Genomic DNA, 25,579 nt, shown 5'->3' with positions numbered 1-25,579 from the left:
CGGGCTTCTGGGCTTCACACCCCCCGCACCACGCGTGCCCTGCCCTGTGTGCGGAAACCTAGGGCATGTCGGTAGATTTCAGGCATGCGGTAGCGCCCGTCGGCGTCTCTTGCCATTGCGCCCCACTGCTCCAGGGCTTCGACATCATCAGGGATCAGGTTCAGGTCAGCTGCGTCGAAGGGCATCTTGACCGAGTCCGAGAAGGTTGCCATGTGCCTCAAGAGCTTTCCGAGGCGAGGATTCTCCTGGTTGATCTCCTCCACCTTCGCACGGCTGCACGCACCCAGTGAGTGGCGCATGGCCGCCGGGGTCAGTACTCGGTCCGGCCAGCGCTCGTCACCAGTGGAAGCGGCAGCCGCCTCGCGCAGGAAGCGGACGACGTCGCGGGCTTGGATCTGTTCATTGAAGTCTGCGAGAGCCGCAGGGACCCACCGTTCTGTCCATGCCTCACGTGAATTCTCGGTACCGAGCTTCGCGCCCCACAGGGGAAGGAGTGCTTGGACGATCTCGTCGAAAGCCATGTCTGCGATCGGAGATTCTGGCGTCCTTACAGCGTCGGCACTTGACGCAATCCACAGCGAAAGCCTGAGGGCGTCTTCGGTGTCCCAGCGGAGTTCGTAGGGGGCGTAGCGGTCGAGGAACTGCCCGAGGTTCTGCTTGATCGCTGCTCGAACTAGGTCCTGACGCACGAACACCACCAGGCCGAGCGAGCGGTTGCGAAGGCGACGGAGCCAGGCCGGAACTTCAATCAGCAGTGTGCGCAGGGCGATGCGCCGGGGCTCCGCCTCCAGAGACTCCAGCCAATCCTCCAAGCCGTCGATCACGAAGAGGCAGGCTCCGGACGTGCCTAGGGTCCGCTGGATGAGGAATTCTTCAGCTGATTCCTCACGGGCCGCACCGGCTGACCACGCCAGGCATTCCAGCCAGCGCTGCTTCCAGAACTCTGCGTCATCGGCCCGCGCGTCCCTGAGGCCGGCGTTCAGATGGCTGCGGATTTCATCGGCAGTGACGCCTGGCCCACCTGCAGCGCGGTCTCTCAGCGCCTGCGGTGAAAGCGCATCGGGTTGCGGCTCCGTGATGTTGGCCGGGTCCAGGACAGGGATGACCATCGCTGTCCGTTCGACGTTCTGACCGTTCTCGCGCGCGAAAGCATCCCATGTCCCCGCGGTGCACATCCTGGCGAACGTGAACGTCTTGCCTGCTCCCTTCGCGCCGACGACGACCGATACCGGAAGGTCGGTGCTGTGGTCCGAGATCAGGCGACGTACCGGCTCGGTCGTGAGGAAGCCGAGACTGGAGTCCATGCCCTGTCGCTCAGCGAATACGAGACGGCCCGCCGTGCTCTCCAGCGAACGCCGACGCTCGTCCAGAGTTGTCGGCTCGTCTGCGGACGTTGGTACTAGCGGGGCGACGCTGGGTGCGAACTCGCTGAGCAATTCGGGAAGACCGCAGCGCCGGATGACTTCCACGACCGCGTCCCAGCTCTGCGGAAGCGCGAGCAGCTCTTCGCGGAATCGGCTCAGCAGCGGCTCGGTCAGAACTTGTTCGTCCACCACAAGATCTTCTGAGGTGTACTCGTCGGTTGCCGCCATGGCAATGGTGGACGACAGCGCTGCGGCCAGACCCGTTCGGGCTTCCTCGGCGTGGGTGTCATGGACGTCGGGTCGGTACTGCGTCACGATCGCGCCGGGAGTCGGATCCGTTCGTGCTACCGCTGGAGACTGGGCCCCCAGCTGCCGGATCATGGTCTCGGTCCCCTGAAGGGACTGGCTACTGACTGTGGTGACGAAGATCCGCGTCACGCGAGGGTCCAACAAGATGGGCGCCGCCAGCTCGGACGCGCCGGCCCGCAAGTCCAGTACGACGGTGTCGACTTCGGCCGCGACAGCGAGGGCCGCAAGGGATTCGCTGAGGAAGTAGGGTGAGCGGTCCTCGGTCAACAGGTCGGTGGGGCCGATGCGCGGCGGGCCGAGCCGAGTACGTCGGCTGACGGGAAGCACGGTCACGCGGCCTGGCCCCGGGTAGCGCGACACACGCTGGTTGGGAAGATACGCGGCAGCGATTTCCACTGCCTGCGTGGGGTCACCCTGCTTGGAAGAGTGCAGGAGGGCGAGGACGTCCTCGTACGCGATATCGCAGCGGCCCCCCTGCGCTTGGTACATCCAGGTGATGCCGGGTGCCTCCAGGTCTGCGTCCACGAGGAGAACGTGCTGGCCTTGGGAGGCCAGGAAGTCAGCCAGTGCCACGGCGTGCAACGTGCGTCCCACGCCGCCCTTGAAGGAGTGGAATGCGATGAGTTGCTTGTCGCCGGCGAACTGTGCGTCCTCTGGACGTGGCAGGGCGTCCCCCAGCGCCGAGGTGACACGACGTTCGCTGAGTTTTGGACGGCGTGGGGCCGCTCCGGAATCGTTCGCTTCGACCAAGCGCACAGGTAGCGACTGAGGGGCGTGAGCTGTGGGGCGATCCAAGGTGAGTTCCAGGCCCGCGTCATGTTCGGCTGCTGATCCGAGGCCGAATTGGCTGTCCAGCCAGTCGCGGACGGCCGCACTCTCAGTACCTGGGCGAACTGTCAGTTCCAGTGCGTCCCACCAGGCGTCGACCTCCAGCAGCCACTGAGGCCACTGGCCCTCGGCAGCTGCCTCTGCCAGTTGAGAATCGATGTCCACCCAGGTGAAGAGCTTGCCGGCCATAACGCTCAAGATCCTTTCCTGGCGTCCTTCACCAGTGACTTCAAAGCTTCCAGCGCAGCTTTCTGATGATCTGCGCACAGTTCTGCACCATAACGCCATGCCTCATGCAGCTGATGGCTCTCGATCCAACTGCTGTCCTTGTGCCGACGACAGCGCAAAGGGTCTTGCCCGGGGGCGGGGTCCTGAAGGTTCAGTGCCTTGGCCAAGCGGCGCAGATTGTGCGATCGCAGGTCAGTGGGTAGGGCAGAGGTGTCCTCACGCTGCAGAATCCAGCGCAGCACCTCGGCCTTCAATCCGCACTCGGCAGCGTAGAAGAGCAGCAACCCGCTGCTCGCCCCATCCCCCGTTTGCTCGGCGGCCTCACCCTGTTTCGCGAGCCGCTCGCGGCTTCGCCGCAGCTCGCCTACCCCCCACGTCGACCATCGCATCAGACTACTGGCGGAGGAGCGGCTCCTCCCAGAGATCCTCGGATGTGGCAGCCAGGACTCGCGTCGTCGACCGTATGCAGCGAGCCGCCCAGGCGGTGACCGCTGGCGCTAGCTCAGGGCTGAGAATCAGCCGAGTTCCGCTCCCCAGCCTTGCTCGACCAGACTGCAAACCTCATATCGATGCCCTGAGCTGGGGACATGCTGGTCAATCGACGAACGAATCACATGGGATCGTCCAGCCGCTGAAGGACCTGCTGAAGGTCACCGCTGTCGAGCAGACCAACAATGACTTCGGCCATCGGCATGACCCCGGGCTCTTTGACGATCAGGCCGTCCGAGCACCGGAAGTACCGGCCATTCAACGCCTCGCCCGTGCTGGACCACCGGGCCATCAGCCGCTCGACCTCAGCGACGGTGAAGATCGTCGCGCTCCAGCGGGAGCCGTCCGGCAGGCGCACCTCTACATCGACGTTGCACACCTCGTCGAGCGTCTCCTCTCGGTTGAGGAGGAAGAGCATCTCCAGCGTTCCCGCACGGACGCGGTAGTAGACCCCGTCCCATCCGGCGTTGAGTGCAGCACCGACGCCCTGATCTGTCACTTCATCGCGTTCGGCCGGGGCGGCTGGCATAGCTTGCCGGTGCGAGAGGGAGATGCGGCGCTGGGCCGGGTCGATGTCCAGGATCTTGACTGGCAGTGCGTCGCCGACGTTGACAGCCAACTGTGGATGGTCTGGTTGCCCGTCGCCCAGTTCGGTGTTGTGCACCAGCCCCTCGAAGCCGTTCTCCTTCTCTTCAATGCGTACGAACACGCCGAACGGCACGAGCTTGGTGACGCGGCCGACGACGGTCTGGCCGACCTGCCCGGCGAGCAGTGGCATCGGATCTTCGTGCAGGGCCCTGAGCGACAGCGACACGCGTTCGCGGATCGGGTCTACGTCGAGAATTTCGGCACTGATCTCCTGGCCGACGGCAATGACCTCGGAGGGATGGTTGAAGGGGCGCCATGACAGCTCGGGGATATTGATCATCGCTTCGAAGCCGCCGATGTCCACGAAAGTGACCAAGAAATCGGCGATCAGGGTCACCCGGCCGGTGATGATCTCACCTCGGTGAAGGGTCTTGAGGAAGGCCCATTTCCGGGTGCTCGGGGTGGGGTCGATCTCCCAGCGGGCGCGTACCACTCCGTCGCTGTCGGGCATGACGGCGGCGAGCAGCGGGACGCGGTCGTCGGCGTACATGGACAGGATCATCGCGGCGGAAGCGCTGGAGAGACGGGCGGCCAGCTCCGGGAACTCGTCTTCGTCGGCGGTGGCGCTGTGCATCCGCCCATCTCTGCCCTGCCAGACACACTCGACGTGGCCCTCGGCGGGGAGCGTGGCGAGTACCGCGTCGATGTCGGAGGACAGGTCCGGCCAGATAGCCAGCCGGGCTCGGGGAGCGAGGCCGGCGCGGATCGTGTCGATGTTGTCGGGGGTGAGGCGGTGCCATCGCTCGGAGTTGTTGGCGGACTGCTCTTCCAGGACCCTGGCGTTGGTCCCCGCCATCGACCAGCGCAACTGAGCCCAGAATTCGTCGTCGGCCGGCCGCTGGGGACCTTCGCCCTCGGCTTCGAAGTCGTACGGCGAGGCGTCGATCCGCTCGGGAAACAACCCGAGCGCGCGGGTCCGGGCCACCGCGGTTTCGCAGGGCCGACTGCTGCCGATGTACACGTACTGGTCCCAGCCCACGTGCACGGCGAAGGTGTCCTCCACCTCCAGCCGACACCAGGCGCCACCGTCGCGCAGCATGACCCGTACAAGATCCATCGCGGTGCCGACCGAGACCTCCGCACCATCGTGGAAGCCGTCCGGCCCGGTCGGGAAGACACCGTCCAGCCCGAAGCCGTCCATCGGTGGCTCCAGCCCGAAGTTCACGAATGGCACCGGGAGGTGCGGCTCGCGCACCGCCAGGCGCTCGATGCCGGTGCCCGCGGCGAACGCCTCGATTGCTTGAAGGTAGGCACCCTCGACCTGGCCGTGGTCGCTGACCGTGTCCTCGGCGCCGGTGTAGTGGCCGTGTTCATCACGGTCGGCGGGGTCGTACTTGGTGACGCGATAGACGTAGGGCAGCACGCCCCCATCTTCCAGCATGGTTCGGACGCGGCAACGCGCAGTGCCACTACGCATCGAGGGGGCAAGCACTCAGTCCGCGAATTCCGAGCCGATGTTGTTCCACATGAAGTCGCTTCTCCAGTCCGTCCTGCCGGCAGCCCAGCCGAGCAAGGCGGTCAGGATCTTCTCCTGGGAGATGGTCCGCGTCTGATAGTGCTCGGCCGCTACGCCGTCCCGGAACTCGAGTTGGTACGTGTTGTCGTCGCGCAGCAGCACCTGGATGTACCAGCTGCCCTCGATGTCCTCCCCCACGTTCTCCAGGATCAGATGCGCGTTCCCACGATGGAGGTTCGCCAGCATCCTGCCTATTGCTGGCTTCGAGGGCGTCTTCGTCACTCGCCCAGCCGCATTGGTTGCAATCAGCATGGCGTGATCCTCCACCGTGGCTCTGACAGCGCCTCAGTGAGCGGACAGAACACCGCCTGGGACCATTGGCTGGTGACCACATGGATGCGCTGCTACTGGGATGAGGAAGACACCTGGTTCTACTTCGAGGTCGATGCCGAAGGCTGGGTGATCCGGCAGATCGAGCTCGAAGGACCTGACCTAACGCCGATTGCGGCTGCCTCCCTCGAAGAATGGCAGCGAGCCCATGACGCAGGCCGCCTCGACGAGTACGACAGCAGATTCGAGATCACTGCCGAACTTCCCGTCTCCGAGTGGGAGGGGCACGACCCGCTGCCGCTCACCTCCGAGGAATTCGAAGAGGTCTGGGGGACCGCCCGCCAGCACATCGCCGCCCGTCCGTCATGAGCGCCACACCCGTCGTGAGGAAATGCCACCGGTCCTGAGACAAGAGCCGCGGCCACTGCGTGAGACAACCTGAGAAACAGCTGGTCAGCGCGACGCCCTATGCCGTGTGCCGCGAGACCCTACACGGCTGTGGGGTCTCAAATCCCGCGGCACAATCTCACGATCTTGGCATCGAACGCGGCATCGAACAGAGAAACCGCAGTTCAACGGCTCGCCGGGTTGGGCGGGCCAGCCGACGCCGTAGGAAATGCCACGGTGCGTGAGACTGAGCCGCTGTGCCATCGACCTGAGACAGATGAAGAACCGCAGGTCGACGCGCACGGCCTGTGCCACGAGCGGCGAGACCCTACAAGGGCCTGGCGCCGTGACCGGTGCCAGGCCCTGCTGCTGTGTCACAGCAGGTGGTCGGCCTTGCCGGCTTTGATGTCGCGGATCATTTGCTGGAGCGCCTCACGGCTGTCGGTGACGTATTGGTCCTCCTGACCGAGAACGGTGATGAATCCGTTTCCGTCCGAGTCCGTGCCGAGCCTGAAGCAGTTGTTTCCCTCACCGCAGTAGGGCTCTTCCCAGTTGATCTCTGACATGTCGAACGTCCTCACAGTTGGCTGGCTATGGCGTGGACGAGGTCTCGCGACTCGGCGGAGGGGAGCGATGCCTGCTCCATCCAATCGAGATGTGCCCGGTACTTGGTGAGCTGCCCATCTGCGTGCATGAACTCCGGGCCATGTGCGGAATCGAGCTGCACGGTGTCCAGTTGGGGTACGGCACCGTGGGCGTAGAGGAGCGCGTGACCGGCTCCGGGGAAGGCTCCGCGGCTGATCGGTACGACGCGGATGTCGATGTGATCGCGCTCGGACGCATCGCAGAGATGGCGGAGCTGTTCCTGCGTGACCTGTCGGCCCCCGAACTGCATCCGCAGGGCCGCTTCATGGACGTATCCGACGTAGGGGGTCGGGGTCTCGCGGTCGAGTACCTGCTGTCTCTCCATCCGATGGGCCACCCGCAATTCGATCTCCAGTCGCGACAGCGCGGGCAGTACGGCGCCGAACACTGCACGGGCGTACCCGTCGGTGTGGAGCAGGCCAGGGAGGTGCACAGTCTGCGCAGTGCGCAGGCGCGTTGCGTGCCATTCGAGTTCCGCGATGTCCAGGAGGCCCGATGGCAACGTGCCCCGGTACTGCTCCCACCATCCGCGGTCGCGTTGTTCCGCCATCTGCGCCAGCGCATCGACGTAAGAGTCATCGGCACAGGCGTAATTGCAGGCGAGAGTCCGTACGCGAGCGGAGTTCACGGGGCGGACCCCGACCTCCATGTTGGAGACCTTCGTCCGGTCCACTCCAAGTAGGCCGGCCGCATACGCAGTGGTTGCTTCAGCGGCGAGCCGCATCTTGCGTAGCTCAGCTCCTAGCCGCTTCTGACGCTCGCTGGGGGTGGAACTGCTCGGCATGGGCCCCTTCTTCCGCCGACGGTGGACACAGTCTGTCTCTGCAGGGGTGTGCCAGTCCAGAAGCGAAGAGGCAATTGCCTCCATTTCTGTGACACGAGTGCCCGCGCTGCGCTACGTTAAGTAACGCACCGCTCACGCAGCGGCGAGCTGGAAGTGCATCGCGCGGTCCTGCCCGCGTCCTCCTTCCCTGGGAGGGGCGGTTCCGCGTCAGGGAGACAGGCCACTGCTCGTCCGTCACGCGAAGCCATTCGTGCGCACCCATGAGGAAGAGGCACACCGCCAACTCGTCACCCGAACCAGGGGAGTCAGCCATGCACTCATCTCCGCTCACCGCGCTCTGTCCGGCCGCCGCCGCCGAGACGTGGACGTCGGCACGCCCGCGCCCCTATCTGCGCCCGAAAGGGCACGCCGGGAGCGGGCGGGAGCGCGGGCTCACGTTGAGCTTCACGCTTCCCGGCGACACCCGTAGCGCGTTCATCGGCCGCGCGGCGATCGCCGCCGCGCTGAAAGCCCACGGGCTTGCCCCGTACGTCTGGCCGACCACGCACGCCGCGTCCGAACTCATTGCGGTGACAGCCAGGATGAGCCCCCGCAGGGAGCTCTACGTATTCCTGCGGCACCGCGAGGACGCGGTGCGCCTCCTCGTCTGGGACCAGCATCCGCACCACGTCGAACCGGATACGGCCGCACTCTGCGAGACGCGCCGGCGGCGGGCCCTCTGGCTGCTGGCTGCTGTCGTGGACGACTGGGGAGGCGAGTGGGGCGTGTGCGAGGCGCCGCAGTCGCAGCCGGGTACCAAATCCTGGGTTCTCCTGCCTCGTTGATATGCCGTGCCGTGCCGTGCCGTGCCGCGCCGCGCGAAGGCTCACCGACGGCCCGACCTGCGTCGTCGTCGAGCACAGAGAAGACGGAAACAGGGGAAGGGCAATCGGGAGAGGTATAGGCGCGTGGAGGACGGACCGGACGGCCTCGGGCGTACGGGCGAATGTCCGTATCACTCCCAACTCCGGCTCACGCGGAGGGAATGGAGGGACGCGGTGATCTGGGCGACGACTCTCTTCGGGTGGCGGTAGATCTCCGTTGCCGTGAAGCGGAGGATCCGGCGGACCTCCGGGCAGCCCTGGAGATCGTTGAATCGGCGGACGTCCTCGGCGTGCGCTTCACGGGTGCCGTGAAAGGCGTAGCCCTCGACCTCTACTACGAGGCCCTCGGCCCGGAAGAAGAAGTCCGGGCGGAGGCAGCGGCGATCCGGTGTGCGGAGGGTCGCCTGTGTCTCGGGGTGGAGTCCGGCGTCGTGGATCAGGAGGCGGGCGACCGTTTCGGCGGGGGAGCCGGAGTGGGGGTCGAGGAGGGGGAGGAGGCCCCGGGCGTGAGCTGCGCCGTTCCGGGGGCTCGCGAGTTCGGCGTGGAGCGCCCGGAGCCGGATGAGTGCGGGGCGGCGGGTTCCCCCGACCCGGCGTGCGGAGAGGGCGGAGTCCGCGAGGACGACCGCCTCGTCACGGGGGAGATGCCGCATCAGGTCACCGACCGTGCGGACCGGGGACGTGACGTGGAGCCCTCGTCGAACGGTTCGGTCGGCGGGGGAGAGGGGGAGCCGGTGGATACGGGTTCCGGGACGCCCGCGGTACGGGCCGGGGCGCGGGTCGGTGAACTCTGTCTCGGCGGCGTGGACCGGGCTGCCGCGTAGAAGCTCCAGGCGGTGAAGAGCCGCTGCGGTGCGGTGACTGCACACGAGGTTCGGCTGGAGGTTCTGTAGGACCCAGGCCCGGATGAACCAGTCGACCCCGAGCCCCGGGGCGGCCCAGGCGCCTCGGTGGATCGGCTGCCATTGCTCGTACCGGAGTCGGTGGGAGAGCTGCCGCCGTGTCCAGCCCGCTGCGACGGCCCTGGCGGTGAAGAGGATTCCGTCCGGTGCGAGATCCGCCAACTCCCGTACTTCGGCTGCTCGCTGTCGCGCCCGCGGCCTCACGGGTGGCGGGGTGATGCCTGCTGTGTTCATGGAGCCACGATTCCTCGGATGGCGCGGAGGCGTATGCGCTTGTGGATAACCCTGGGTGATGGTGCGGGCCGCGTCCTTCTGCGGTGATCCGTCCGCCTTCCCCGGCCACGGTGATTGAGGTCAACGCGGTACTGAGTGAGATCGCGTTGACAGGTGGTCGGCGGGTGGGTGTAATAGGCGGCGGTGTCGCGTGACGCCGGCCAAAGAGCAGTGGGCCGGCCGGTGATCGGGCGAGCACCCTTCACTCAAGGGTCCGTCATGAGTTCGTACTCCGCGCCCTGTACCTGACGTAACGCAACCGCACCCCTTCGCCCCGCGTGCCGCCGTGTCCGGCGAGAGGTCGTGCGGTCGCTTCGTCCTGGGCACGTCACCACACGCCATGACCGCAGTCACTGCGGAATCACTGAAGCTCCCGGAGATACGCATCCGTATGCCCACGTCTTTCAATGAAACGGTTATCGAGGAGTTCCGCGCCAACGAGGGGAAGGTCGGTGGTCCTTTCGAGGGTGGCGATCTCCTCCTGCTGACCACCACCGGCGCGAGGTCGGGCACCCAGCGGACCACGCCCCTCGGGTACGTCCGCCACGGCGGGCTGATCCTGCTCGTCGGGTCCAACCTCGGCGCCCCGAGCCACCCCGGCTGGTACCACAACCTGCTTGCCCACCCAGTGGTGCGGGTGGAGATCGGGACCCGCACCTTCCAGGCCCTCGCGGTTCCCGCCGAGGGGGACAGGCGCGACGAACTGTTCGCGCACGCGGTGCGGTCGGCTCCCGGGTACGGCGACTACCAGGCCCGGACCACCCGGCTCCTGCCCGTCGTCGTGCTGGAGCGCGCCGATCCCGATGGGTGGCAGGGCCCCGGCGAGGTCCGCACCCTGGCCGACAAGGTCATGGAGGTTCACACGTGGCTGCGCGGCCAACTGCGTGAGGTGGCGGCAGAGGTGGAGGCCCACTTCGCCGAGCGCGCGGCCCATCGGGGGCCCGGTGAGCCGCCGGCGCCGAGCCTCGGGCTGCAGATCCGGCAGCGCTGCCTGGCGTTCTGCCAGGCCCTGGAGTTCCACCACACCAGCGAGGACGGGCACCTGTTCCCCGGGATCGCCCGCTACCACCCGCACCTGGGCGACACCTTCGCCCGGCTCGCGGACGAGCACCGCACCGTCGCACGGATTCAGGCGGCGCTCGTGGAGCTGCTCGCCGGTATCGGGATCGCGGAACCGGCACGCTTCCGAAGTGAGTTGGCGCGGATGTCGGCCGAGCTGAACGCGCATCTCGACTACGAGGAGGAGACGATCGTCCCGCTCCTGGCCGAGGTTCCCTGGCCGCCGGTTCCGCCCGTCCCGCCTGCGAGCGCCCCCGGTGGCGACGGAGGCGACGGGGCCGGGAGAGGCGACGGCGACGGGGCGGGTAGCGCCTGATCGCGGTTCAGTTCGGCGTCGCCGGGCCCCGTTGCCGTACCAGCGGCAGGTACACCTCGTCGGTGATCTCGACGAGAACGTCGTCGGGTGCGGTAGGGACCCCGCGTACGACGAACTCGTTGCGCAGCAGGACCATGGCCGCGGTGGCGACCCTGGGGTGCAGCGCCTCCGGGGAGGCCTCGCCGCGTGCGACCGCGCGGCCCATGACGGCTCCGCGTCGCCGCGTCTGCCCGGCGGCCGGCTGCCCCGTCGCGTCCCCTGCCATGGCGCCTCCTGCTAGCGGTACCGGTCGTACCCTCCCATTTTGTTCGCCGTGCCTGTGGAGCGGCAAATAGGGCACGGTCGGTACCGTAAATATGCGCGATGGGTGGGAGAGGACGCGACGCATGCGAGCCAGAGGAATCAGCTACGACACCGGCTTCGTCAGAAACGGGACGACGTCCCGCAAGTCCTTCGACCCGGCGGTGGTCGAGCGCGAGCTGCGCATCATCCGGGACGAGCTGCACTGCGACGCGGTCCGTGTCATGGGCGGCGACCCGGACCGGGTGGAGCTCGCGGCGACATACGCCGCGGACCTCGGCCTGGAGGTCTGGTTCTCCCCCTATCCCCTTGAACTGACAACCGACGAGATGCTGTCGCTCTTCGCCGACTGCGCCGAGCGGGCGGAGCGGCTCAGGCGGCGGGGAGCCGAGGTCGTGTTCGTCAGCGGTGCCGAACTGAGCCTGATGGACAAGGGGTTCCTGCCCGGTGACAGCACCGACGAACGGGTCGCCGCGCTCCGTCGGCCGGACTTCGCGCGCGAGCACCTCGGCGCGGTGAGCGCGCACGTCAACGGCTTCCTCGGCCAGGCCGTGGCGCTCGTCCGTGAGCGCTTCGGTGGCAAGGTCACGTATGCCGCAGTGCCGTTCGAACGCATCGACTGGGCGCCCTTCGACATCATGTCCATGGACCTCTATCGGTCGGCCGAAATCGCCGACCGGTTCGCCGACGGCGTCCGTGATCTCGTCGCGCAGGGGAAGCCGGTCGCGATCACGGAGTTCGGTTCGGCCGGTTTCCGGGGCGCGGGGGACCGGGGCGCCCATGGGCTGGAGATCGTCGAGTACGACAAGGACGCCGGGCCTGTCCGGCTGAACGGTGAATACGCCCGCGACGAGGCCGGTCAGGCCGCGTACCTGCGCGAGCTGCTGGAGACGTTCGAGACCGGAGGCGTCGACAGCGCCTTCGTGTTCACCTTCGCGCTGTACGACCATGTGCACCGCCCCGACGGTGCCCCCCGAGAGGACCTGGACCTGGCCAGTTACGGCATCGTCAAGGTGTACGAGGACCGCCTCGGGGTCACCTTTCCCGGCCTGCCGTGGGAACCGAAGGCCGCGTTCGCCGCTGTCGCCGACCCTTACCACCGGGAGCGCTGAAGTCCGCAGTGGCGGCGTCCCGCCGCGACGGACGCACCCCGGCCTCGGCCTCGGCCTCGGCCATGGTCTCAGTCCCGGCCACTGCCGTAGTCCCAGACCCGGCCCCGATGGCCTGGGCGAGGAGTCTCAGCGCGGCCCGTGAAGCCGATCCGGGGGTGGCGGTGACCATGACCAGCGACTGCTCGGGTTCGGACGGCACGGTCAGCGTCTGCTGTCTGACCGTCAGCGAACCGACGAGCGGGTGCCGTAGCTCGTACTCGGCGGTGTCGCACGCCCGAACCCGGTGGTCGGCCCACATGCCGGCGAACTCCGGGCTCCGGGTCGTGAGTTCGCCGATGAGCGACGTCAGCCGGGCGTCCTGCGGATGCCGCCCCGCGACCAGTCGCAGATTGCCGACCACGGCTCGGGCCTTCGCCGTCCAGTCGACGTAGAGCTCACGGACGTGGGCGTCCAGGAAGACCAGCCGCGCCATGTTCGGACGGTCCGCCGGGCGGTCCGGGCCGGTCGGGTCCACATGCCCGGCCAGCAGGGCGTGCCCCGCGCTGTTCCAGGCCAGTACGTCGCTGCGCCGCCCGGTCACCACGACGGGCACCTCGTCCAGGGACCGCACCAGTTCGCGCACGGCCGGGGCCAGCCGCTCGGCCGGGGGCCGGCGGGCCGTGGTCCGGTGCCGGCAGGCGGTGGCCAGGTCATGCAGGTGCAGCCGTTCCGTCTCCTCCAGGCGCAGGCCCCGGGCGATCGCGTCCAGCACCTCGACGGAGGCGTGACACGAGGCCCCCTGCTCCAGACGCGTGTAGTAGGAGGAGCTGACGCCCGCCAGCAGGGCCAGCTCCTCGCGTCGCAGTCCCGGAACCCGTCGGCGGTCCCCGTAGGTCGGCAGCCCGACGTCCTGGGGCTGCAACTGGGCCCGCCGCGCCTGGAGGAAGGCGCCGAGCTGTCCGTGTGCGTCCATGGCTCCGAGTATCCAGTGCCGAGGCGCACACAGCCTGCCCCTGCCGGGGATAGGCAGAGCCGGGGCTGGTTGCCCACCGCCGACCGGACACACAGTGGGGCCTCAGCGAGCCCCGGCCGTCACGGCGTGGCGGGAACGTCACATGACGGGAACGTCCCCGCGCGGCAGGACCGCACCGCACCCTCACCCACGACGCAAGGACGAGACGTGTCATCGAAGTTCGCAAGGAACCTGCTGGTCGCCGCCATCGCGACGGCCTCGCTCGCAGTCGTGGGCCCGGCCGGTCCGGCGACGGCTGCCACGGCGCCGTTGTCACACACCCGCATCACCGAGCACTTCGACCTGCCCGGCGGGCAGATGCCGGAGAACATCGTCCTGGAACCCAACGGCAGCATCGATCTGTCCTTCTCCGCCGCACGCCAGATCGCCCAGGTCACCCGCAACGGAAAGGTGCGGGTGCTGGCGACCCTGCCCGCACCGGCCGATGACGGCGTGCACACGCCGGCGCTCGGCTTCCCCCTGGTCACCGGCCTGGTCAGGGACGCGCACGGCACGCTGTACTTCCTGTACGCCACGGGCACCGCCGACCTCACCGGCGTCTGGCGGCTCACGCCCGGCGGCGCCCCGGAGCGGATCGCCGCGCTGCCGGCCGACGGCCTGCCCAACGGGCTGGCGCTGGACTCCGGCCGCCTCTACCTCACCGACTCGGTCCGTGGCGTCATCTGGCGCGTACCGGCCGCAGGCGGCACCGCGACGGTCTGGGCGGACGGCGCCGAGCTCGCCCCGACCGGCTTCCTCGGCGCCAACGGCCTGAAGGTGCACAACGGTGCCGTCTGGGTGTCCAACCTGGACAAGGGCACCGTGGTCCGATACGCGGTGAGGAGGAACGGCGCGGCGGGCCCTGCCCGGATCAGGGCCGAACAGCTCTCCGGAATCGACGACTTCGCCTTCATCGGCCGCAGCGACCGGATTCTCGCCGCCCTCGACCAGACCGACCAGGTGGCCCTGGTCGAGCCCGACGGTACCCACACCATCGTCCTCAGCGCCCAGGACGGCCTGCAGAACCCCACGGCCGTCGCCGTGCGCGGCAGCGCCGTGTACGTGACCTCGGCCGCCTACCTCACCAAGCGAGACCCCAACCTGCTCACCGCCCGTATCCACACGGGTCGCTGACGGTCCGTCAGCGCAAGGGTCCGGCGGTTGCCGGGCCCCGTCCAGGGACCGGTGCGGCGACCGTGAGCGGACCAGCCGCTCACAGGTACTGAGGGCTGAGCCCGGCGAGACGTTCGCCTTCGTCGTGGAGGGCCTCGTCCCATGGTGCTGGACCTTCCGCCCGCTCGGAACCGGCACCGTCGCGGAGCAGTCCTGGCAGCTGCCGGGCCTGGAACCGGTGCTGGGCACCACCCGCGCAGGCCTGGATGCGCTGCCGGCACATAGGGCTCGACGAACCGGCGGGATGTACCGGAGTACCGGCGGCAAACCCGAGCAGAAGAGGATAGGCAGCACAGGGCGTCTCCCGCGTCCCCCTGCGTCCACGCAGCGGGAGGCGCCCGGCCTCGCTTGCCCACCTCCTACGTCCCCGGAGACTCATCCGTGTTCAGCAAGATCAGCGACACCGCCACCGGGGCACGGCCCCGGGCAGCCGGGCATCCCGGGCCCGCGCGGCGCTGGTCCGTCGCGCTGCGGCGGACGCCCGTCTCCCTGTGGAACGACGACCTCTCGGACTGGGCGGCGGCCCTGACGTACTACGCCATCCTCGCGCTGCTCCCGGCGCTCCTGGTGACGGTGTCCGTCATCGGGCTGGCCAATCCCCGGGCCACGGGCGCGCTCATCGCCGACATCACCGCCTTCGCGCCCGCGGAGTCCGGCGCCGCGCTGCGCCAGCCCCTGGAGGCGGCCACCCAGCAGCGGACCGCGGTCTGGCTGCTGGTCGCGACCGGGACCGTCAGCGCGGTCTGGTCCGCGTCCAGCTATCTGGCCGTGTTCCGGCGGGCGCTGCACGCGATGCACGGGATACGGGACACCCGGCCCGCCCTGCGCAAGGCACACATCATCGTGGTGACGGCGATCGGGCTGCTGCTGCTCCTGATGACCAGCGCGTTCGCCCTCGTGCTCTCCGGTCCGCTGGCCCGCTGGCTCGGGCACCGGATGGGCCTGGCACATCTGGGGGACGCGGTGTGGGCGGTGCTGAAATGGCCCGTGCTGCTCTGTCTGGTCGCCTGCCTGATCACGGTCCTCTTCCGGACCGGCCCGGCATCGGCGCGCGGAACACGGCGGGCACTGCCGGGCGGAGTACTGGCGGCGCTGCTCTGGCTGGTGGCCTCGGCGGGATTCGCGCTGTACGCGACGTACATCGGCTCCTACAGCCGGTTGTACGGGTCGCTGGCGGGGCTGGTGGTGTTCCTGATCTGGGTGTGGTTCACCAACCTGGCGCTGCTGACGGGCGCCCAGTTCAACGTGGAGCTGAACCGGGTGCGGTGCCGGGGCACCGGCACCCGGACCGGCGGCCAGGACGGAACCGAGCCAGAGGCCGAGGACGAGTCCGGGATCGAGTCGGGGTCCGAGGCCTCACCGGGTGGTTCCTAGGAGCCCGTGGTGCCGTCGATGACCTCCCGGATGATGTCGAGGTGGCCGTTGTGCCGGGCGGTCTCCTCGATGAGGTGCAGCAGGATCCAGCGCAGATCGGGGTGGCGGCCGTCGACTCGCGGAAGCTTGGCCGGAGTGTCCAGGTCATGGGCGGCGACGAGCTCCCGGTAGCGGGCGCACTGCTCCTCGTACTCCGTCAGCACGTCGGCGAGCGGCATGTCGACGGCGATGCGCATCTCGCGGTCGGGATCCTCGTCCGTCCACGGGCCCTCGTCCTCCCCGCCGAGGAACACGACCTCGAACCAGTAGTACTCGACCCAGCGGAGATGGTTGACCACACCCGCGAGCGTCATCAGGGGCGAGCCCGGCAGCGGGGCCTTGCGGGCGTCCGCCTGCGCGAGCCCCTCGCACTTGGCCAGCGCGGTCGCGCGGGTGTAGTCGAGGAAAGCGGTCAGCTGGGTGCGCTCGTCCCAGGCGGGAGGCGAATCGGTTCGTGTCATCGCGGAACACCCTCGTGGCTCGCCGTCGGCCTGTCCACCGCTTATCACGCGAGGCTCCGCTTCCTCCTCCGTGCCGCCCCCGGCGCCGGCCTGCGCACGTCCGTCACCGCTCACTCGTGCCACGGAGACGGGGAGCGGGCTTGGGGTCCACCCGTGGGCCCGTGGGCCCACGCCCCGGGCCGCAGGGCTGATTACGCTCGTGAGTGACCAACTGCGAGCCGTCCGACGCCGCCTCACCAGGCGGCCGATCAGGCGCGCTCCGGTGCGCAGGGATCTACACGCTCTACCTGATCTGCAGGGCGGTCACCTCTCAGCCGGCGTGTCCGGGTGAAGCGGTGCCCACACTTTTATGGGGTGCGGTGTCATGAGTGACGGATTCTTCTACTCGTACCACGTGGGCTGGAGTCGCCCCGATGCCGAGTCGCTGCTCGGGGACCTGGAGGCGGCGGGCGTACGTCCCGCGCACCCGGTGACTCGGCGCATCACGCTCGTCAGCCCGGGTGCGGAACAGCCGGGCACCCAGTCGTGGGTGACCAGGGACCAGCTGGTGCTCCTGGCCGGCCTGCAACGGCTGGACCAGGTCGACTTCCTGCTCTGGGTGAGCAGCGGAGCCGAGATCCCCACCCGGGTCCGGCGTACGGACGACGGGACGGTCGCGCTGCAGTTCGCCCTCGGCGCGCTGAGCGGCGACGAGCGGGAGACGGTCGTCCGCGCGATACGGGAGGCGATAGGCAGGGCCTCGGTGCTCTGTATCGGCTTCGTGGTCGACCGGGAGGGCGCGTCGGCGGCGACCGACTGGAGAGGCTTCATAGTGAAGGGAGTGGTGTACTTCGACTGCTGGCCGGACACGCTGGCGGTCCGGGCCGAAGTCGCCTCCATGCAGCCCCAGTTGTCCGGCGTGAGTTCGTTCGAACAATCGCCCTGGGTCGTGTACGGCAGTGAAGTCCCCAGCAGGTAGAGGTAATGCGGGTATCAGCAGTAGGGGACAGCGGTATCGGGGAGTAGCGGCAGCTCGCCGGCCGCGCACCCGATCCGGTTCAGATGCTGCCGCCGACGCCGACCGTGGTCACGACGAGCAGGATCACCCCGAGGTAGTCCGTGGCGGTGGCGCCGCCGTCGCGCCAGTTGTACGAGCCGGGCGCGGCGGACTGCGTACCGTCGTCCTCCATCAGCCGGTCGACGGCCAGGCCCACCGCCGAGCCGGTCACCAGGGTGACGACCGGCATCAGCACGCCCTCGACCCCCGTGACCGCCCACGGAACGGCGTATCCGTAGCCGAGCGCGACCAGCGGAACGGCGAGTGAGGCGAGCGGGTACAGCAGACGGGACGAGCGCCGTTCGCCGGGCAGGACGCGGGCGGCGGCGAGCACCGTCAGTGCGGTGGTGATGACGGCGGGCACGTACAGCAGTGCCAGGCGCCAGGTGAACACGTCGAGCCGCCCGTCGGTGTCCAGTCGTTCGACGAGCCCGCGCGAGATCAGATACCCGGCGATGAGGTGGACGAGGGCGCCGACGGCCCAGCTGCGGGCCAGCGGGAAGAGCGAGCCGCTGTCACCGGGTCTGCCGCGTCCGTGCCCGGGGGGTATGTGGCCCGTGCTTCCGCTTCCCCAGCCGCTGTCACCGCTCACGGTTCTCCCTCTCCCTCTCCGACGTTCACTCGCACGGCCCGTGCCTGGCACGCCCCGACCGCTGGGCGCGGCACGAGCGTATGGCGGGCGGCCCCGGGTGACCTGGGCCGTTGGCCCCAAAGTCGGGCCCAAGTATGAGGAGACGGAGACGGGGAGGCGCTGCGGCACTCGAGGGGGTCTGTGGTGTGAACTGGCCTATTCTGCAGCGGTGTTGGGGCCGAAGATCCCCGGCGATCCTCAGTAATTTGCACTAGTGTACGAACATGAATGGTGCGGGTGGGGGTTGGGCGGAGTCCGTCGAACGCGCGGTGAATGCAGGATCCGGATCGAAAATCGCAGCTCAGTCCGGTTGCGGCGAGGGTGGTGGTGCTGCCGGTCCATGGATAGCCGGGCGCGTTCCGTTGCCGCGTTCATTGCTATGGATACAGACACTGCAGTGGTTCCAGGTCGGGCTGACCTCGCTCTACGTAGTGACCGTGCTGTCGATGGTGTCCTACGTCAACGGTGAGCTTCTCGGGGTGCTGTTGTACGACGCGCTGCCGAGCGTGGTCGGGGTGGTACTGGCCCGAGGTGCGGCGCGGGGCGGGGTGTGGGTGGCCCGCGGGCTGGTTGCTGTCCAGTGCTGGCTGGTGTGGCTGTCGTTCGTGTCCCTCCTGCACCTGGACTATCGCGGATTCACCCAGGCCTTCATTCCGATCGTGGTGCTGGTGCTGCTGCGCCGGCCGGAGGTGCGCGACTGGTTCGCGCTGCCGGTCGGGGAACGAGAGGCGCCGAGGACTTTCCGTGTCGAGCGGATGATTCTCTGGCGGCGTGACCGGGGCCAGACGGCCTTGGAGTACCTGGGCCTGGTCCTGGTCGTCGCGGCGATCATCGGGGGGCTCGTGGCGACGGGGATCGGCCAGGAGCTGACGGGGAAGATCAGTGCCCAGGTGTGCCGGATCGGCGGGGGCGGCGACTGCGGTGAGGGCGGCGGGGACGCGGGAGCGGGTGATCCGTCGAAGACCGGCGACGCGGGCGGCGGGACGGGCCCGGGCGGCGGGACCGGCTCCGGCGGCGAAACGGGCGACGCGGGCACGAGTGGCGCGGGCGGTACTGGCGGTACAGGCGGTGCGGGTGACACGAGCGATGTAGTCATCGTGAGCGGGGACGGCGACACTCACCCCGTCGCGCCCGGCCCGTTGGAGCGTGAGGTCGACAACGACGACTTCAAGGACGACCCTGACGAACCATTGATCCCTGGCGAGCGGCATGACCGCAGTTGGTGGGACCACACCCGTGGGTTCGTCGTCGCCCCGTTCACCGGACTCGTCAATGACACGTATGCGGTGATCACCAACCCCAAGAAGGTTGCCACGGACAGCTGGAACGGTCTGAAGACCTACAGCCAGGACTGGTGGAAGAAAAAGGGCGGCAGCGTCTCCGACAAGTGGAAGAGGGGGGACAAGCTCGGTGCCACCTGGGACGGCGCCAAGAAGGGGCTGAGCTTTACCAAGGACTTCGCCATCGACATGTTCGTCGACAAGGAGAACTGGAAGAAGGGCAACTACGGCGCGGCGAGCGGAAACACGATCCTGGGGCTCGTGGGCATCTTTTCCCCCAAGACCTTCAAGAAGTTCACCAAGCTCGGCAAGACGAAGAAGCTGCACTTCCCGAACACGCCGGTAGGGCGCGCCGCAGAGGCGGCGGACAAGGCGAAGAAGGCCGCCGAGAAGGGCGATCTCGACGCAGCGGCCAAGTATGCCGACAAGGCTCAGAAGGCCGCCGACGAGGCTGCGGACAAGGCCCGCAAGGGCCAGAAGAAGGCCTGCAAGAACATCGCGATGCCGCAGACCCGGGTGCCCTTCGCGGACTTCAGCCGCGTCGGCGCCGGTGCCGGTGCCACGACATCGGCCGTGTACCACGGCAGCCCCTCCTTGGCCGGCGCTCTCCGTGCGGGTACCAGTAGCTGCGGTCCGGACGACGACGACGTCAAGGCGTCGAGGGAGGCGCAGCAGAAGGCACTGGACGCCCGCGCGGACGTTCTGCGTGAGGCGATGAAGCGTGCCAAGCAGGACGGAGCCAAGCAGTTCGACCCCCAAGCGCTGGAGCGCCTGCTCAAGCGTGCCGAGGACTCGCCCGACTCCGGGAAGAACGGAATCAGCAAGAAGGACGCTGCGGACGCGATTGAGGAAGTCACCACCATGCTGCGGCAGAAGAACATCGACGGCAAGAGCCGGGGATCCTTGACCGGGAAGACTCTGGACTCGAAGCAGGGGACCGAGCTCGCCGAGAAGCTGGCAGAGGTGAAGGCCGTGCGACGGGCTGCCGAGAGCGAGGCTGCCGAAGGCACCAAGGTCTACGCATCGATCGGTACGGAGGGCGGGAGAGCGAAGGTCGACCTGGGGCAGGGAGATGTGCTCGATGTCTCGGGTATCCCTGATGCCGACGTGGCGTACCGCGGGAGGGACGGCAGGGACCACCTCGTCGAAGTGAAGAACACGGGCGGGGGCACCACCAAGTTCGAGATTCACCAGCAGATCGAACGGCTGGGCAGGTGGCAGCGTGAGCGACCGCCAGGGGCTCCTGCGCGGGCGGCTCGCTATGAGATCGACTCGCAGAACGGATGGGAGAAGATATTCCTCGACTTCCAGCCCAAGAAAATGAGTGCCGCGCAGAAGCGGGCAGGGGCTGAACCGCCGAGGGTGGAGGGTTCCCCCGCCTCGAAAATGGCAGACGAGGGCGTAGGGGCCAGGGTCGCCGGTCAGGATCTGTCGGCGCGGCAGTTGCGAGAGATGGACCAGGCATGGCGTGGTAAGAGCCGTGCCGAACGAGATGCGGCCATCGGCTCCGGCAAGATGAAGACACCGGCCGCGGCACTGGAATACCTTGGGGTGTCTTGAACGTGACTGACAGCGCTGAGATCAAAGACGCAGACCGAACCGCGATTCCTCGGGAGTTGCGTGAAATCCACTCTCCCTGGAACGACCTGCGTGGCCGGGCCGATTCCACTGAGTTCCCGCACACGGCGGATGGTGCGCAGACAGCGCTCGCAGCGCTGCGAGCGCTGTTCGTACCCACCCGCTTTCGGCTCCGCGGGTGGTCGGAGGAGCAACTTGAGCTGCTGGACGCCATGCACGGAGAATGGCGGCTGCTGGTTGTCTCGGGCATGCCGACCACAGCTGATCTGACCTGGGACGGAGTGGTGGATGCCATCACTGCGTGGTTCGCAGAATTCGGCGGGGAGGGACCGGTCCTGCTGGGGCCGGATGACTGTGATCTGCTCAATGACATCACCGGGGCCTGGGTGCGGTGGATCAAGGCATCCCTCGCCCATCGGACGCTTACCTACTTGCTGCGCTGCGTCGAGTGCGAGGACACCGAGGCGTGGTCCGGGCCGGCCCTGGACCGAGCCGCGCTGGCGTCCGCCGCGGAGCGCAGCGTGCACGAAGGGATCGGAGTGCAGTCCTTCGCGCTGCTCCGTGCGATCGGCGGTCCGCAGGGGGAGGCGTCTCTTGCACGGCTCTGTGCGGGGCCGCTCGATGTGTATGACAGGACGGCGGCGAGGGAGGCCCTCTGGGGGCTTCGACGGCGTTCGTATCCGGACTCTTCCTCGCTGCGGGTCCGGCCCGGTGAGTCACTCGTGCCGTCGGCGCTGAGTGAGGCAGCGATTCCCTGGTCCTGCGGCTTCGTCGATCCGGATGTGCCGCACGAGCCGTTGCCGTACACGCCGGCGAATCTGCGCCTGGTCCAACGTGCTTTGGCCGGTTGCGAGGCAGTCGATGTACCTCCCTGGTCGGAATTCCCGCCTGATACTCCCGTACCGGACAACGACCCGGACCTCTCTCTCGTGGAGCTCGACACGGTGCTGGCCGCAGTGGTCCCTTACGCCTCCATGTTCACTCGGGAGAACCTGGCCGTGGCCCAGCGGGAATGCCGGCTGCTGGGCATCGTCGCGGAGCCGGATGGTGGTGCGGAGGGCGTTCAGGAGCCGTTCGTCTCCGCCGCCGTGTTCTGTCTTGTCAGGGCGATTACTGGGGGTGCCTTCGACTGGCTGGCGCGCAACCCGGAGCCGGAGTCGGCTGAGCGCTGGTCAGTGGAAGCCGCCATGCGCGCTGTTCGCCGGGGTGTGGCGGACAAGCGGGCCATGCAGTTGCTGCTCTGGTCCGACACGGAGCTGAGCCGCAGGGCCCTGGCACAGATCGAATCGGACACCGGCCTTCCCGGCGCCCTGCGCGACGCAGTGTCGGATGGCGTCGATCTCTACTGACCACGAGGGCGCGGCGACGACGTGTGCGAGTTGGTCCGCCTGAACGCGTCGGGGGAGGAGGACGAGGCAGAACTGCTGCGCCTTGTGCGGGGCATTCCAGTGGATCGCGCAGGTGGACGAGGAAGCCCGGCTCGTACCCTGGGCGATGGAGCTGGCACTGCGCTTCGTCGAACGCCGGTATGTGGGGGAGCAGGCCGTGTGGATGCTCCGCTGGACCGCTCAAGTGCCGCAGAGCATTGCGGCGCTGGAGCAGATCGCCGTCGATACGGCGGTCGAAGCGGAGGTACGGAGCCTCGCCGCGGAAGGGGTGCCCGGACTTTGACGTCCTTCGCGGCGAGCGGACTGCTCTCCGAGGACGAGATCCGGCTGCTGCGGCGGGCGCTCCTCGAATGGGGCGGCCCGGCCCGGTGCGGCGATCAGCTCGCCGTCGGCATGGGATTCGCGGATGCCCAGGGCCTTGTCGACCGGACCTGCCTGCTGCGCGACGCACTCGGCGACGACGTCCCGCTCTCCCCTGCGGACTGGGCACGCGTGCTGCTGGCCACGGAGATCGTCTTCGTCAGCGACCTCGCGGGTACGGGCACCGAATGGCCCGTCACCACCGGGCTCGCCGACGAGCCGACCATCCGGACGCTGCGGTCGGTGCAGCGGAAGCTGGGCAGGACGGTCAGGCCGTACTACGGGAGGAGTCCGGGCGCCTGAGGCAGGGGACGCATCGGCCCGGTCGGCGGGAATGATGGGTCTGTGGGCCCAAGACGCCCGTCCTGTCCGCTCATTACTGTCGTGCTATGACACGGGTGGGGGAACTACGTCGTCGTGCGCGTCGGTGGTCACGGAGGACTGTGCCGCGGACGGATGTGCGGTTGTTGGGGTTGCGTGGTGGGCGTGGGCGTGGGCGTCGTGGCCGGGGTGGGCGGTGTGACCGGGGTCAGGGTGCGCTGGAGTATCTGGGTCTGGTCCTGGTGGTCGTGGCGATCGTCGGCGCGTTGGTCGCGACGGGGATCGGCGCTGATCTGTCGGAGAAGATCGGTGTTCAGGTCTGCCGGATCAGTGGCGGTGGCAACTGTGGCGGTGACGGCAACGCCGACGCGCAGGGCGGTGGTTCGAACAGCCCGGGCAACGGTGACCCGGCCTCCGACAAGAATCCGGACGGTTCGCAGAAGTCTCCGGCGCAGATCGAGTACGACAAGGCACTGAAGGGCCTTGAGGACGCGAAGAAGGACGAGAAGTCCAACGGTGACAAGGCGCTCGACGCGGCGAAGGAACTCGCGAAGATCCTCGCCGACGAGCTGGGCATCACCGACGCCCTGGACTGCATCACCAAGGGCGACATGGGTGCCTGCACCGAGACCCTGATCAACGTCCTGCTCAGCCTGATCGGCGGCGCGGTCGGGAAACTCGGGGCGAAGTACGGGGCGCCCTGGAAGTGGAAGAAGGCCTACAAGCTCATCAAGAGCCTGAAGAAGCACGGCGGCGACCTCTACGACGGCCTCAAGGGCCTCATCAAGAGCCGCAAGAAGGTCAAGGACGCCGAAAAGGCCCTGGAGAACGCCGGAAAGAAAGTCGACGGCGAGAAGAAGAGCCCACCCAAGAAGGACGACAAACCCGACGAGAAGAAGCCCGACGACGAACGTCCCACCTGCGCCGTCAAGCACAGCTTCCTGCCGGGCACCCCGGTGCTTCTCGCCGATGGCCGTCGCATCGCCATCGAGCAGGTGCGTGTCGGCGACCGGGTCGAGGCCACGGACCCGTACAGCGGCCTGACCCAGGCCCGACGGATCACGCAGACCTTCACCACGAACGAGGACAAGGCCTTCGTCCGGCTGACCGTGCGGACCGCATCCGGCACGGCACTGCTGGACGCCACCGACACCCACCCGTTCTGGCTCACCGGCCGTCACCGCTGGACGGACGCGGGCGACATCGGGCCGGGCGACACGCTGCGCACGGCGGACGGCGGGACGCTGCGCGTCCTCACCGCCCGCGAGTACACCGGCCGGCGCACCACGCACGACCTGTCCGTGGACGGCATCCACAGCTACTACGTCGGAGTGGGCGTCCGGAGCAGCGCCCTGGTCCACAACAACGACCCCTGCGACAACCCGGACTACGACCCCGATCCGGACTACGGCATCAAGGACAAGGTCTACGACAAGATCGACGCGAAGTACGGCCCCGAACTGGCCCGCGGCGTGGACTACCAGGCACAGGTCATCAAGACCATGCGGGAGGCGAAGCCGGGCGAGACGGCGGCCGAGGCGGCGAAGCGGGTCAAGCGGGCACAGGACCACGTCCTTCCCGGCACCGACGGGGACCCGACGAAGATGGCCGAGTACCTGGCGAAGTACAAGGACAGGAAGTTCACCCATCACGACGCCAACCCGCCCGACCCGAACAACCCGAGCGCCCAGGTGGACGCGCTCTGGGAGAATGGGGTGGTGATCGTCAAGGACGGCACGATGATCCACGGGTACAAGATGTCGCAGGAGGCGTTCAAGGCCCGGTTCACGGCAGGAGCGAAGCGCAATTGACGCAGGCTGAGTCGAATCCCCTGGCCGAGGTCCGCATCCGGCGGGACGGTACGGACGGCCCTGGCGGCCGCGGCGGTCCGGGCGCGCGGTACGTGCTGGACGTGACCGAGCGGCAGTTCCATCTGCTCCGGCGGGCGGTACTCACCCTCGCGTACGACGAGACGTCCCCCGCCGTGCGCGCGCTCGTGCTGGGTTCAGTCGAGGTGTCCCTCGACGGGCCGCTCCAGCTGGGGCTCTCGTACGACGACGCGGTGCCCGGCCCCATCACGCTCACCTTCGAGCAGCTGCACGCGCTCCACGCGGTCCTCACGACGCTCCCGGCCGCGACGATCTGGCCGGAGCCGGAGTTCGTGGAGCGGGTCGGCGACTTCCGGGAGACCGTGCTCCGGATGGCCGGCCTGCTGCGATGGGGGTTCAGGGACCAGCGGATGACACAGGGGGAGCACGGGTGAGGGCGCGTCTGCGGGGCCGGCGGGCGGACGACGGGACGGGCTGGCTGCTGATGCCGGGGTCCGACCAGCTCGCACTGCTGCGCCGCTGCACCGAGGCGTTCCAGACGGCGATGCCCGACCGTGAGCAGCGGGAGTTCGTGCTGGGGGAGTGCGGCGAGAGCCTGCCGGCGCTCTTCGCCGCGGATCCGGTGGCGGCCGCCGAGGCCGGCCTTCCGATGACGGAGGACGGGCTGCGGGCGGCGCACACCCTCCTGGTCACCCTGCTCGCTCTCATCCCGTCGGAACAGGCCTTCATGGAGCGAACCGGCCACTACCGCGACCACACGGCGATGGTCGCCCACGGACTCCGGCGCGGATTCGCCGCACCGCCCTCGGGCCGGGGCCGGTGAGC

Annotated in this window: 25 protein-coding genes; 14 read left to right on the top strand and 11 right to left on the bottom strand. The window is 68.3% G+C overall.

From position 1 onward, the window contains the following. Window positions 1-14: 14 nt before the first annotated feature. The 4 genes from OG322_RS12320 to OG322_RS12305 all read right to left on the bottom strand — a co-directional run bounded on the left by OG322_RS12320 (window position 15) and on the right by OG322_RS12305 (window position 5,568). Complete coding sequence (locus OG322_RS12320) at window positions 15-2,690, bottom strand: KGGVGR-motif variant AAA ATPase (RefSeq protein ID WP_124284907.1); 2,676 nt, start codon at window positions 2,688-2,690, stop codon at window positions 15-17. Window positions 2,691-2,695: 5 nt separating this feature from the next. Then, window positions 2,696-3,118 (bottom strand): hypothetical protein, encoded by a 423-nt coding sequence (locus tag OG322_RS12315; RefSeq protein WP_329306406.1) that lies wholly within the window; start codon window positions 3,116-3,118, stop codon window positions 2,696-2,698. 221 nt (window positions 3,119-3,339) lie between these two features. Next, the gene (locus OG322_RS12310; RefSeq protein ID WP_329306405.1) at window positions 3,340-5,247 is read right to left on the bottom strand and encodes a S1 RNA-binding domain-containing protein; all 1,908 of its coding nucleotides are present in this window, start codon (window positions 5,245-5,247) and stop codon (window positions 3,340-3,342) included. A gap of 51 nt (window positions 5,248-5,298) precedes the next feature. Then, window positions 5,299-5,568, bottom strand: coding sequence for a hypothetical protein (locus tag OG322_RS12305; RefSeq protein WP_124284909.1), 270 nt, complete (start codon window positions 5,566-5,568; stop codon window positions 5,299-5,301). A gap of 150 nt (window positions 5,569-5,718) precedes the next feature. On the opposite strand from OG322_RS12305, the gene OG322_RS12300 reads away from it, so the two are divergent. Continuing rightward, window positions 5,719-6,021, top strand: a complete 303-nt coding sequence (locus OG322_RS12300) for a hypothetical protein (RefSeq protein WP_124285293.1) — start codon at window positions 5,719-5,721, stop codon at window positions 6,019-6,021. A 392-nt stretch (window positions 6,022-6,413) separates the two neighbouring features. On the opposite strand, the gene OG322_RS12295 is transcribed toward OG322_RS12300, so the two are convergent. Then, entirely contained in the window at window positions 6,414-6,605 is a 192-nt protein-coding gene (locus tag OG322_RS12295) for a hypothetical protein (protein ID WP_124284910.1), read from the bottom strand. Window positions 6,606-6,616: 11 nt separating this feature from the next. Continuing rightward, window positions 6,617-7,468, bottom strand: coding sequence for a DUF5753 domain-containing protein (locus OG322_RS12290; RefSeq protein WP_124284911.1), 852 nt, complete (start codon window positions 7,466-7,468; stop codon window positions 6,617-6,619). A gap of 311 nt (window positions 7,469-7,779) precedes the next feature. On the opposite strand from OG322_RS12290, the gene OG322_RS12285 reads away from it, so the two are divergent. Continuing rightward, on the top strand, window positions 7,780-8,292 hold the full coding sequence (locus OG322_RS12285) for an ATP-binding protein (protein ID WP_329306404.1): 513 nt from the start codon (window positions 7,780-7,782) through the stop codon (window positions 8,290-8,292). 170 nt (window positions 8,293-8,462) lie between these two features. Here OG322_RS12285 and OG322_RS12280 read toward each other — a convergent pair whose 3' ends face one another. Next, a complete protein-coding gene (locus tag OG322_RS12280; protein WP_329306403.1) occupies window positions 8,463-9,467 on the bottom strand; it encodes a hypothetical protein in 1,005 nt (334 codons plus the stop codon). A 430-nt stretch (window positions 9,468-9,897) separates the two neighbouring features. Here OG322_RS12280 and OG322_RS12275 point away from each other — a divergent pair, with 430 nt between their 5' ends. Beyond that, entirely contained in the window at window positions 9,898-10,881 is a 984-nt protein-coding gene (locus OG322_RS12275; protein WP_123461316.1) for a nitroreductase/quinone reductase family protein, read from the top strand. Between the two features lie 7 nt (window positions 10,882-10,888). On the opposite strand, the gene OG322_RS12270 is transcribed toward OG322_RS12275, so the two are convergent. Continuing rightward, entirely contained in the window at window positions 10,889-11,146 is a 258-nt protein-coding gene (locus OG322_RS12270) for a TetR family transcriptional regulator (protein ID WP_241200115.1), read from the bottom strand. A gap of 121 nt (window positions 11,147-11,267) precedes the next feature. On the opposite strand from OG322_RS12270, the gene OG322_RS12265 reads away from it, so the two are divergent. After that, the gene (locus OG322_RS12265) at window positions 11,268-12,293 is read left to right on the top strand and encodes a hypothetical protein (protein WP_123461317.1); all 1,026 of its coding nucleotides are present in this window, start codon (window positions 11,268-11,270) and stop codon (window positions 12,291-12,293) included. Here OG322_RS12265 and OG322_RS12260 read toward each other — a convergent pair. Then, window positions 12,217-13,245: a helix-turn-helix domain-containing protein gene (locus tag OG322_RS12260; RefSeq protein ID WP_123461318.1), complete on the bottom strand. Its 1,029-nt coding sequence runs from the start codon at window positions 13,243-13,245 to the stop codon at window positions 12,217-12,219. The genes OG322_RS12265 and OG322_RS12260 overlap by 77 nt on opposite strands. Before the next feature lie 207 nt (window positions 13,246-13,452). On the opposite strand from OG322_RS12260, the gene OG322_RS12255 reads away from it, so the two are divergent. Next, window positions 13,453-14,418 (top strand): SMP-30/gluconolactonase/LRE family protein, encoded by a 966-nt coding sequence (locus OG322_RS12255; protein WP_329306402.1) that lies wholly within the window; start codon window positions 13,453-13,455, stop codon window positions 14,416-14,418. Between the two features lie 420 nt (window positions 14,419-14,838). Next, on the top strand, window positions 14,839-15,831 hold the full coding sequence (locus OG322_RS12250) for a YihY/virulence factor BrkB family protein (protein ID WP_443066541.1): 993 nt from the start codon (window positions 14,839-14,841) through the stop codon (window positions 15,829-15,831). Here the strand turns inward: OG322_RS12250 and OG322_RS12245 are convergent. Then, window positions 15,828-16,331 carry a DinB family protein gene (locus OG322_RS12245; RefSeq protein ID WP_329306401.1) on the bottom strand — a complete coding sequence of 168 codons (504 nt, stop codon included), beginning with the start codon at window positions 16,329-16,331 and terminating at the stop codon, window positions 15,828-15,830. The two genes, OG322_RS12250 and OG322_RS12245, sit on opposite strands and share 4 nt — an antisense overlap. A 364-nt stretch (window positions 16,332-16,695) precedes the next feature. Between OG322_RS12245 and OG322_RS12240 the strand changes: the two genes are divergently transcribed. Beyond that, window positions 16,696-17,289, top strand: coding sequence for a hypothetical protein (locus OG322_RS12240; protein WP_123461322.1), 594 nt, complete (start codon window positions 16,696-16,698; stop codon window positions 17,287-17,289). Between the two features lie 79 nt (window positions 17,290-17,368). On the opposite strand, the gene OG322_RS12235 is transcribed toward OG322_RS12240, so the two are convergent. After that, window positions 17,369-17,959, bottom strand: a complete 591-nt coding sequence (locus tag OG322_RS12235; protein WP_123461323.1) for a hypothetical protein — start codon at window positions 17,957-17,959, stop codon at window positions 17,369-17,371. A 413-nt stretch (window positions 17,960-18,372) separates the two neighbouring features. Here OG322_RS12235 and OG322_RS12230 point away from each other — a divergent pair, with 413 nt between their 5' ends. The 7 genes from OG322_RS12230 (at window position 18,373) to OG322_RS12200 (ending at window position 25,577) form a co-directional block, all read left to right on the top strand. After that, window positions 18,373-20,838 (top strand): Flp family type IVb pilin, encoded by a 2,466-nt coding sequence (locus OG322_RS12230; RefSeq protein WP_329306400.1) that lies wholly within the window; start codon window positions 18,373-18,375, stop codon window positions 20,836-20,838. Between the two features lie 2 nt (window positions 20,839-20,840). Then, entirely contained in the window at window positions 20,841-22,205 is a 1,365-nt protein-coding gene (locus OG322_RS12225) for a hypothetical protein (RefSeq protein ID WP_123461326.1), read from the top strand. A gap of 112 nt (window positions 22,206-22,317) precedes the next feature. Further along, entirely contained in the window at window positions 22,318-22,527 is a 210-nt protein-coding gene (locus OG322_RS12220; RefSeq protein WP_124284921.1) for a hypothetical protein, read from the top strand. After that, window positions 22,524-22,907: a hypothetical protein gene (locus OG322_RS12215; protein WP_206432360.1), complete on the top strand. Its 384-nt coding sequence runs from the start codon at window positions 22,524-22,526 to the stop codon at window positions 22,905-22,907. Before OG322_RS12220 ends, OG322_RS12215 begins: the two co-directional genes overlap by 4 nt. 266 nt (window positions 22,908-23,173) lie before the next feature. Beyond that, window positions 23,174-24,736 carry a polymorphic toxin-type HINT domain-containing protein gene (locus tag OG322_RS12210; RefSeq protein WP_329306399.1) on the top strand — a complete coding sequence of 521 codons (1,563 nt, stop codon included), beginning with the start codon at window positions 23,174-23,176 and terminating at the stop codon, window positions 24,734-24,736. Continuing rightward, window positions 24,733-25,188: a hypothetical protein gene (locus tag OG322_RS12205; RefSeq protein ID WP_266411073.1), complete on the top strand. Its 456-nt coding sequence runs from the start codon at window positions 24,733-24,735 to the stop codon at window positions 25,186-25,188. The genes OG322_RS12210 and OG322_RS12205 overlap by 4 nt, the downstream gene beginning before the upstream one ends. Next, window positions 25,185-25,577 (top strand): hypothetical protein, encoded by a 393-nt coding sequence (locus tag OG322_RS12200; RefSeq protein ID WP_329306398.1) that lies wholly within the window; start codon window positions 25,185-25,187, stop codon window positions 25,575-25,577. Before OG322_RS12205 ends, OG322_RS12200 begins: the two co-directional genes overlap by 4 nt. Window positions 25,578-25,579 lie beyond the last annotated feature (2 nt).

Origin of the sequence: Streptomyces sp. NBC_01260 (genome assembly GCF_036226405.1) — a bacterium.
Lineage (GTDB): Bacteria > Actinomycetota > Actinomycetes > Streptomycetales > Streptomycetaceae > Streptomyces > Streptomyces laculatispora.
This window is presented reverse-complemented; position numbering and strand designations above follow the sequence as displayed.

Coding starts and splice junctions, on each gene's coding strand:
- OG322_RS12320 (WP_124284907.1), bottom strand. CDS start 2,690: ATGGCCGGCAAGCTCTTCACCTGGGTGGACATCGATTCTCAACTGGCA.
- OG322_RS12315 (WP_329306406.1), bottom strand. CDS start 3,118: ATGCGATGGTCGACGTGGGGGGTAGGCGAGCTGCGGCGAAGCCGCGAG.
- OG322_RS12310 (WP_329306405.1), bottom strand. CDS start 5,247: ATGCTGGAAGATGGGGGCGTGCTGCCCTACGTCTATCGCGTCACCAAG.
- OG322_RS12305 (WP_124284909.1), bottom strand. CDS start 5,568: ATGCTGGCGAACCTCCATCGTGGGAACGCGCATCTGATCCTGGAGAAC.
- OG322_RS12300 (WP_124285293.1), top strand. CDS start 5,719: ATGCGCTGCTACTGGGATGAGGAAGACACCTGGTTCTACTTCGAGGTC.
- OG322_RS12295 (WP_124284910.1), bottom strand. CDS start 6,605: ATGTCAGAGATCAACTGGGAAGAGCCCTACTGCGGTGAGGGAAACAAC.
- OG322_RS12290 (WP_124284911.1), bottom strand. CDS start 7,468: ATGCCGAGCAGTTCCACCCCCAGCGAGCGTCAGAAGCGGCTAGGAGCT.
- OG322_RS12285 (WP_329306404.1), top strand. CDS start 7,780: ATGCACTCATCTCCGCTCACCGCGCTCTGTCCGGCCGCCGCCGCCGAG.
- OG322_RS12280 (WP_329306403.1), bottom strand. CDS start 9,467: ATGAACACAGCAGGCATCACCCCGCCACCCGTGAGGCCGCGGGCGCGA.
- OG322_RS12275 (WP_123461316.1), top strand. CDS start 9,898: ATGCCCACGTCTTTCAATGAAACGGTTATCGAGGAGTTCCGCGCCAAC.
- OG322_RS12270 (WP_241200115.1), bottom strand. CDS start 11,146: ATGGCAGGGGACGCGACGGGGCAGCCGGCCGCCGGGCAGACGCGGCGA.
- OG322_RS12265 (WP_123461317.1), top strand. CDS start 11,268: ATGCGAGCCAGAGGAATCAGCTACGACACCGGCTTCGTCAGAAACGGG.
- OG322_RS12260 (WP_123461318.1), bottom strand. CDS start 13,245: ATGGACGCACACGGACAGCTCGGCGCCTTCCTCCAGGCGCGGCGGGCC.
- OG322_RS12245 (WP_329306401.1), bottom strand. CDS start 16,331: ATGACACGAACCGATTCGCCTCCCGCCTGGGACGAGCGCACCCAGCTG.
- OG322_RS12240 (WP_123461322.1), top strand. CDS start 16,696: ATGAGTGACGGATTCTTCTACTCGTACCACGTGGGCTGGAGTCGCCCC.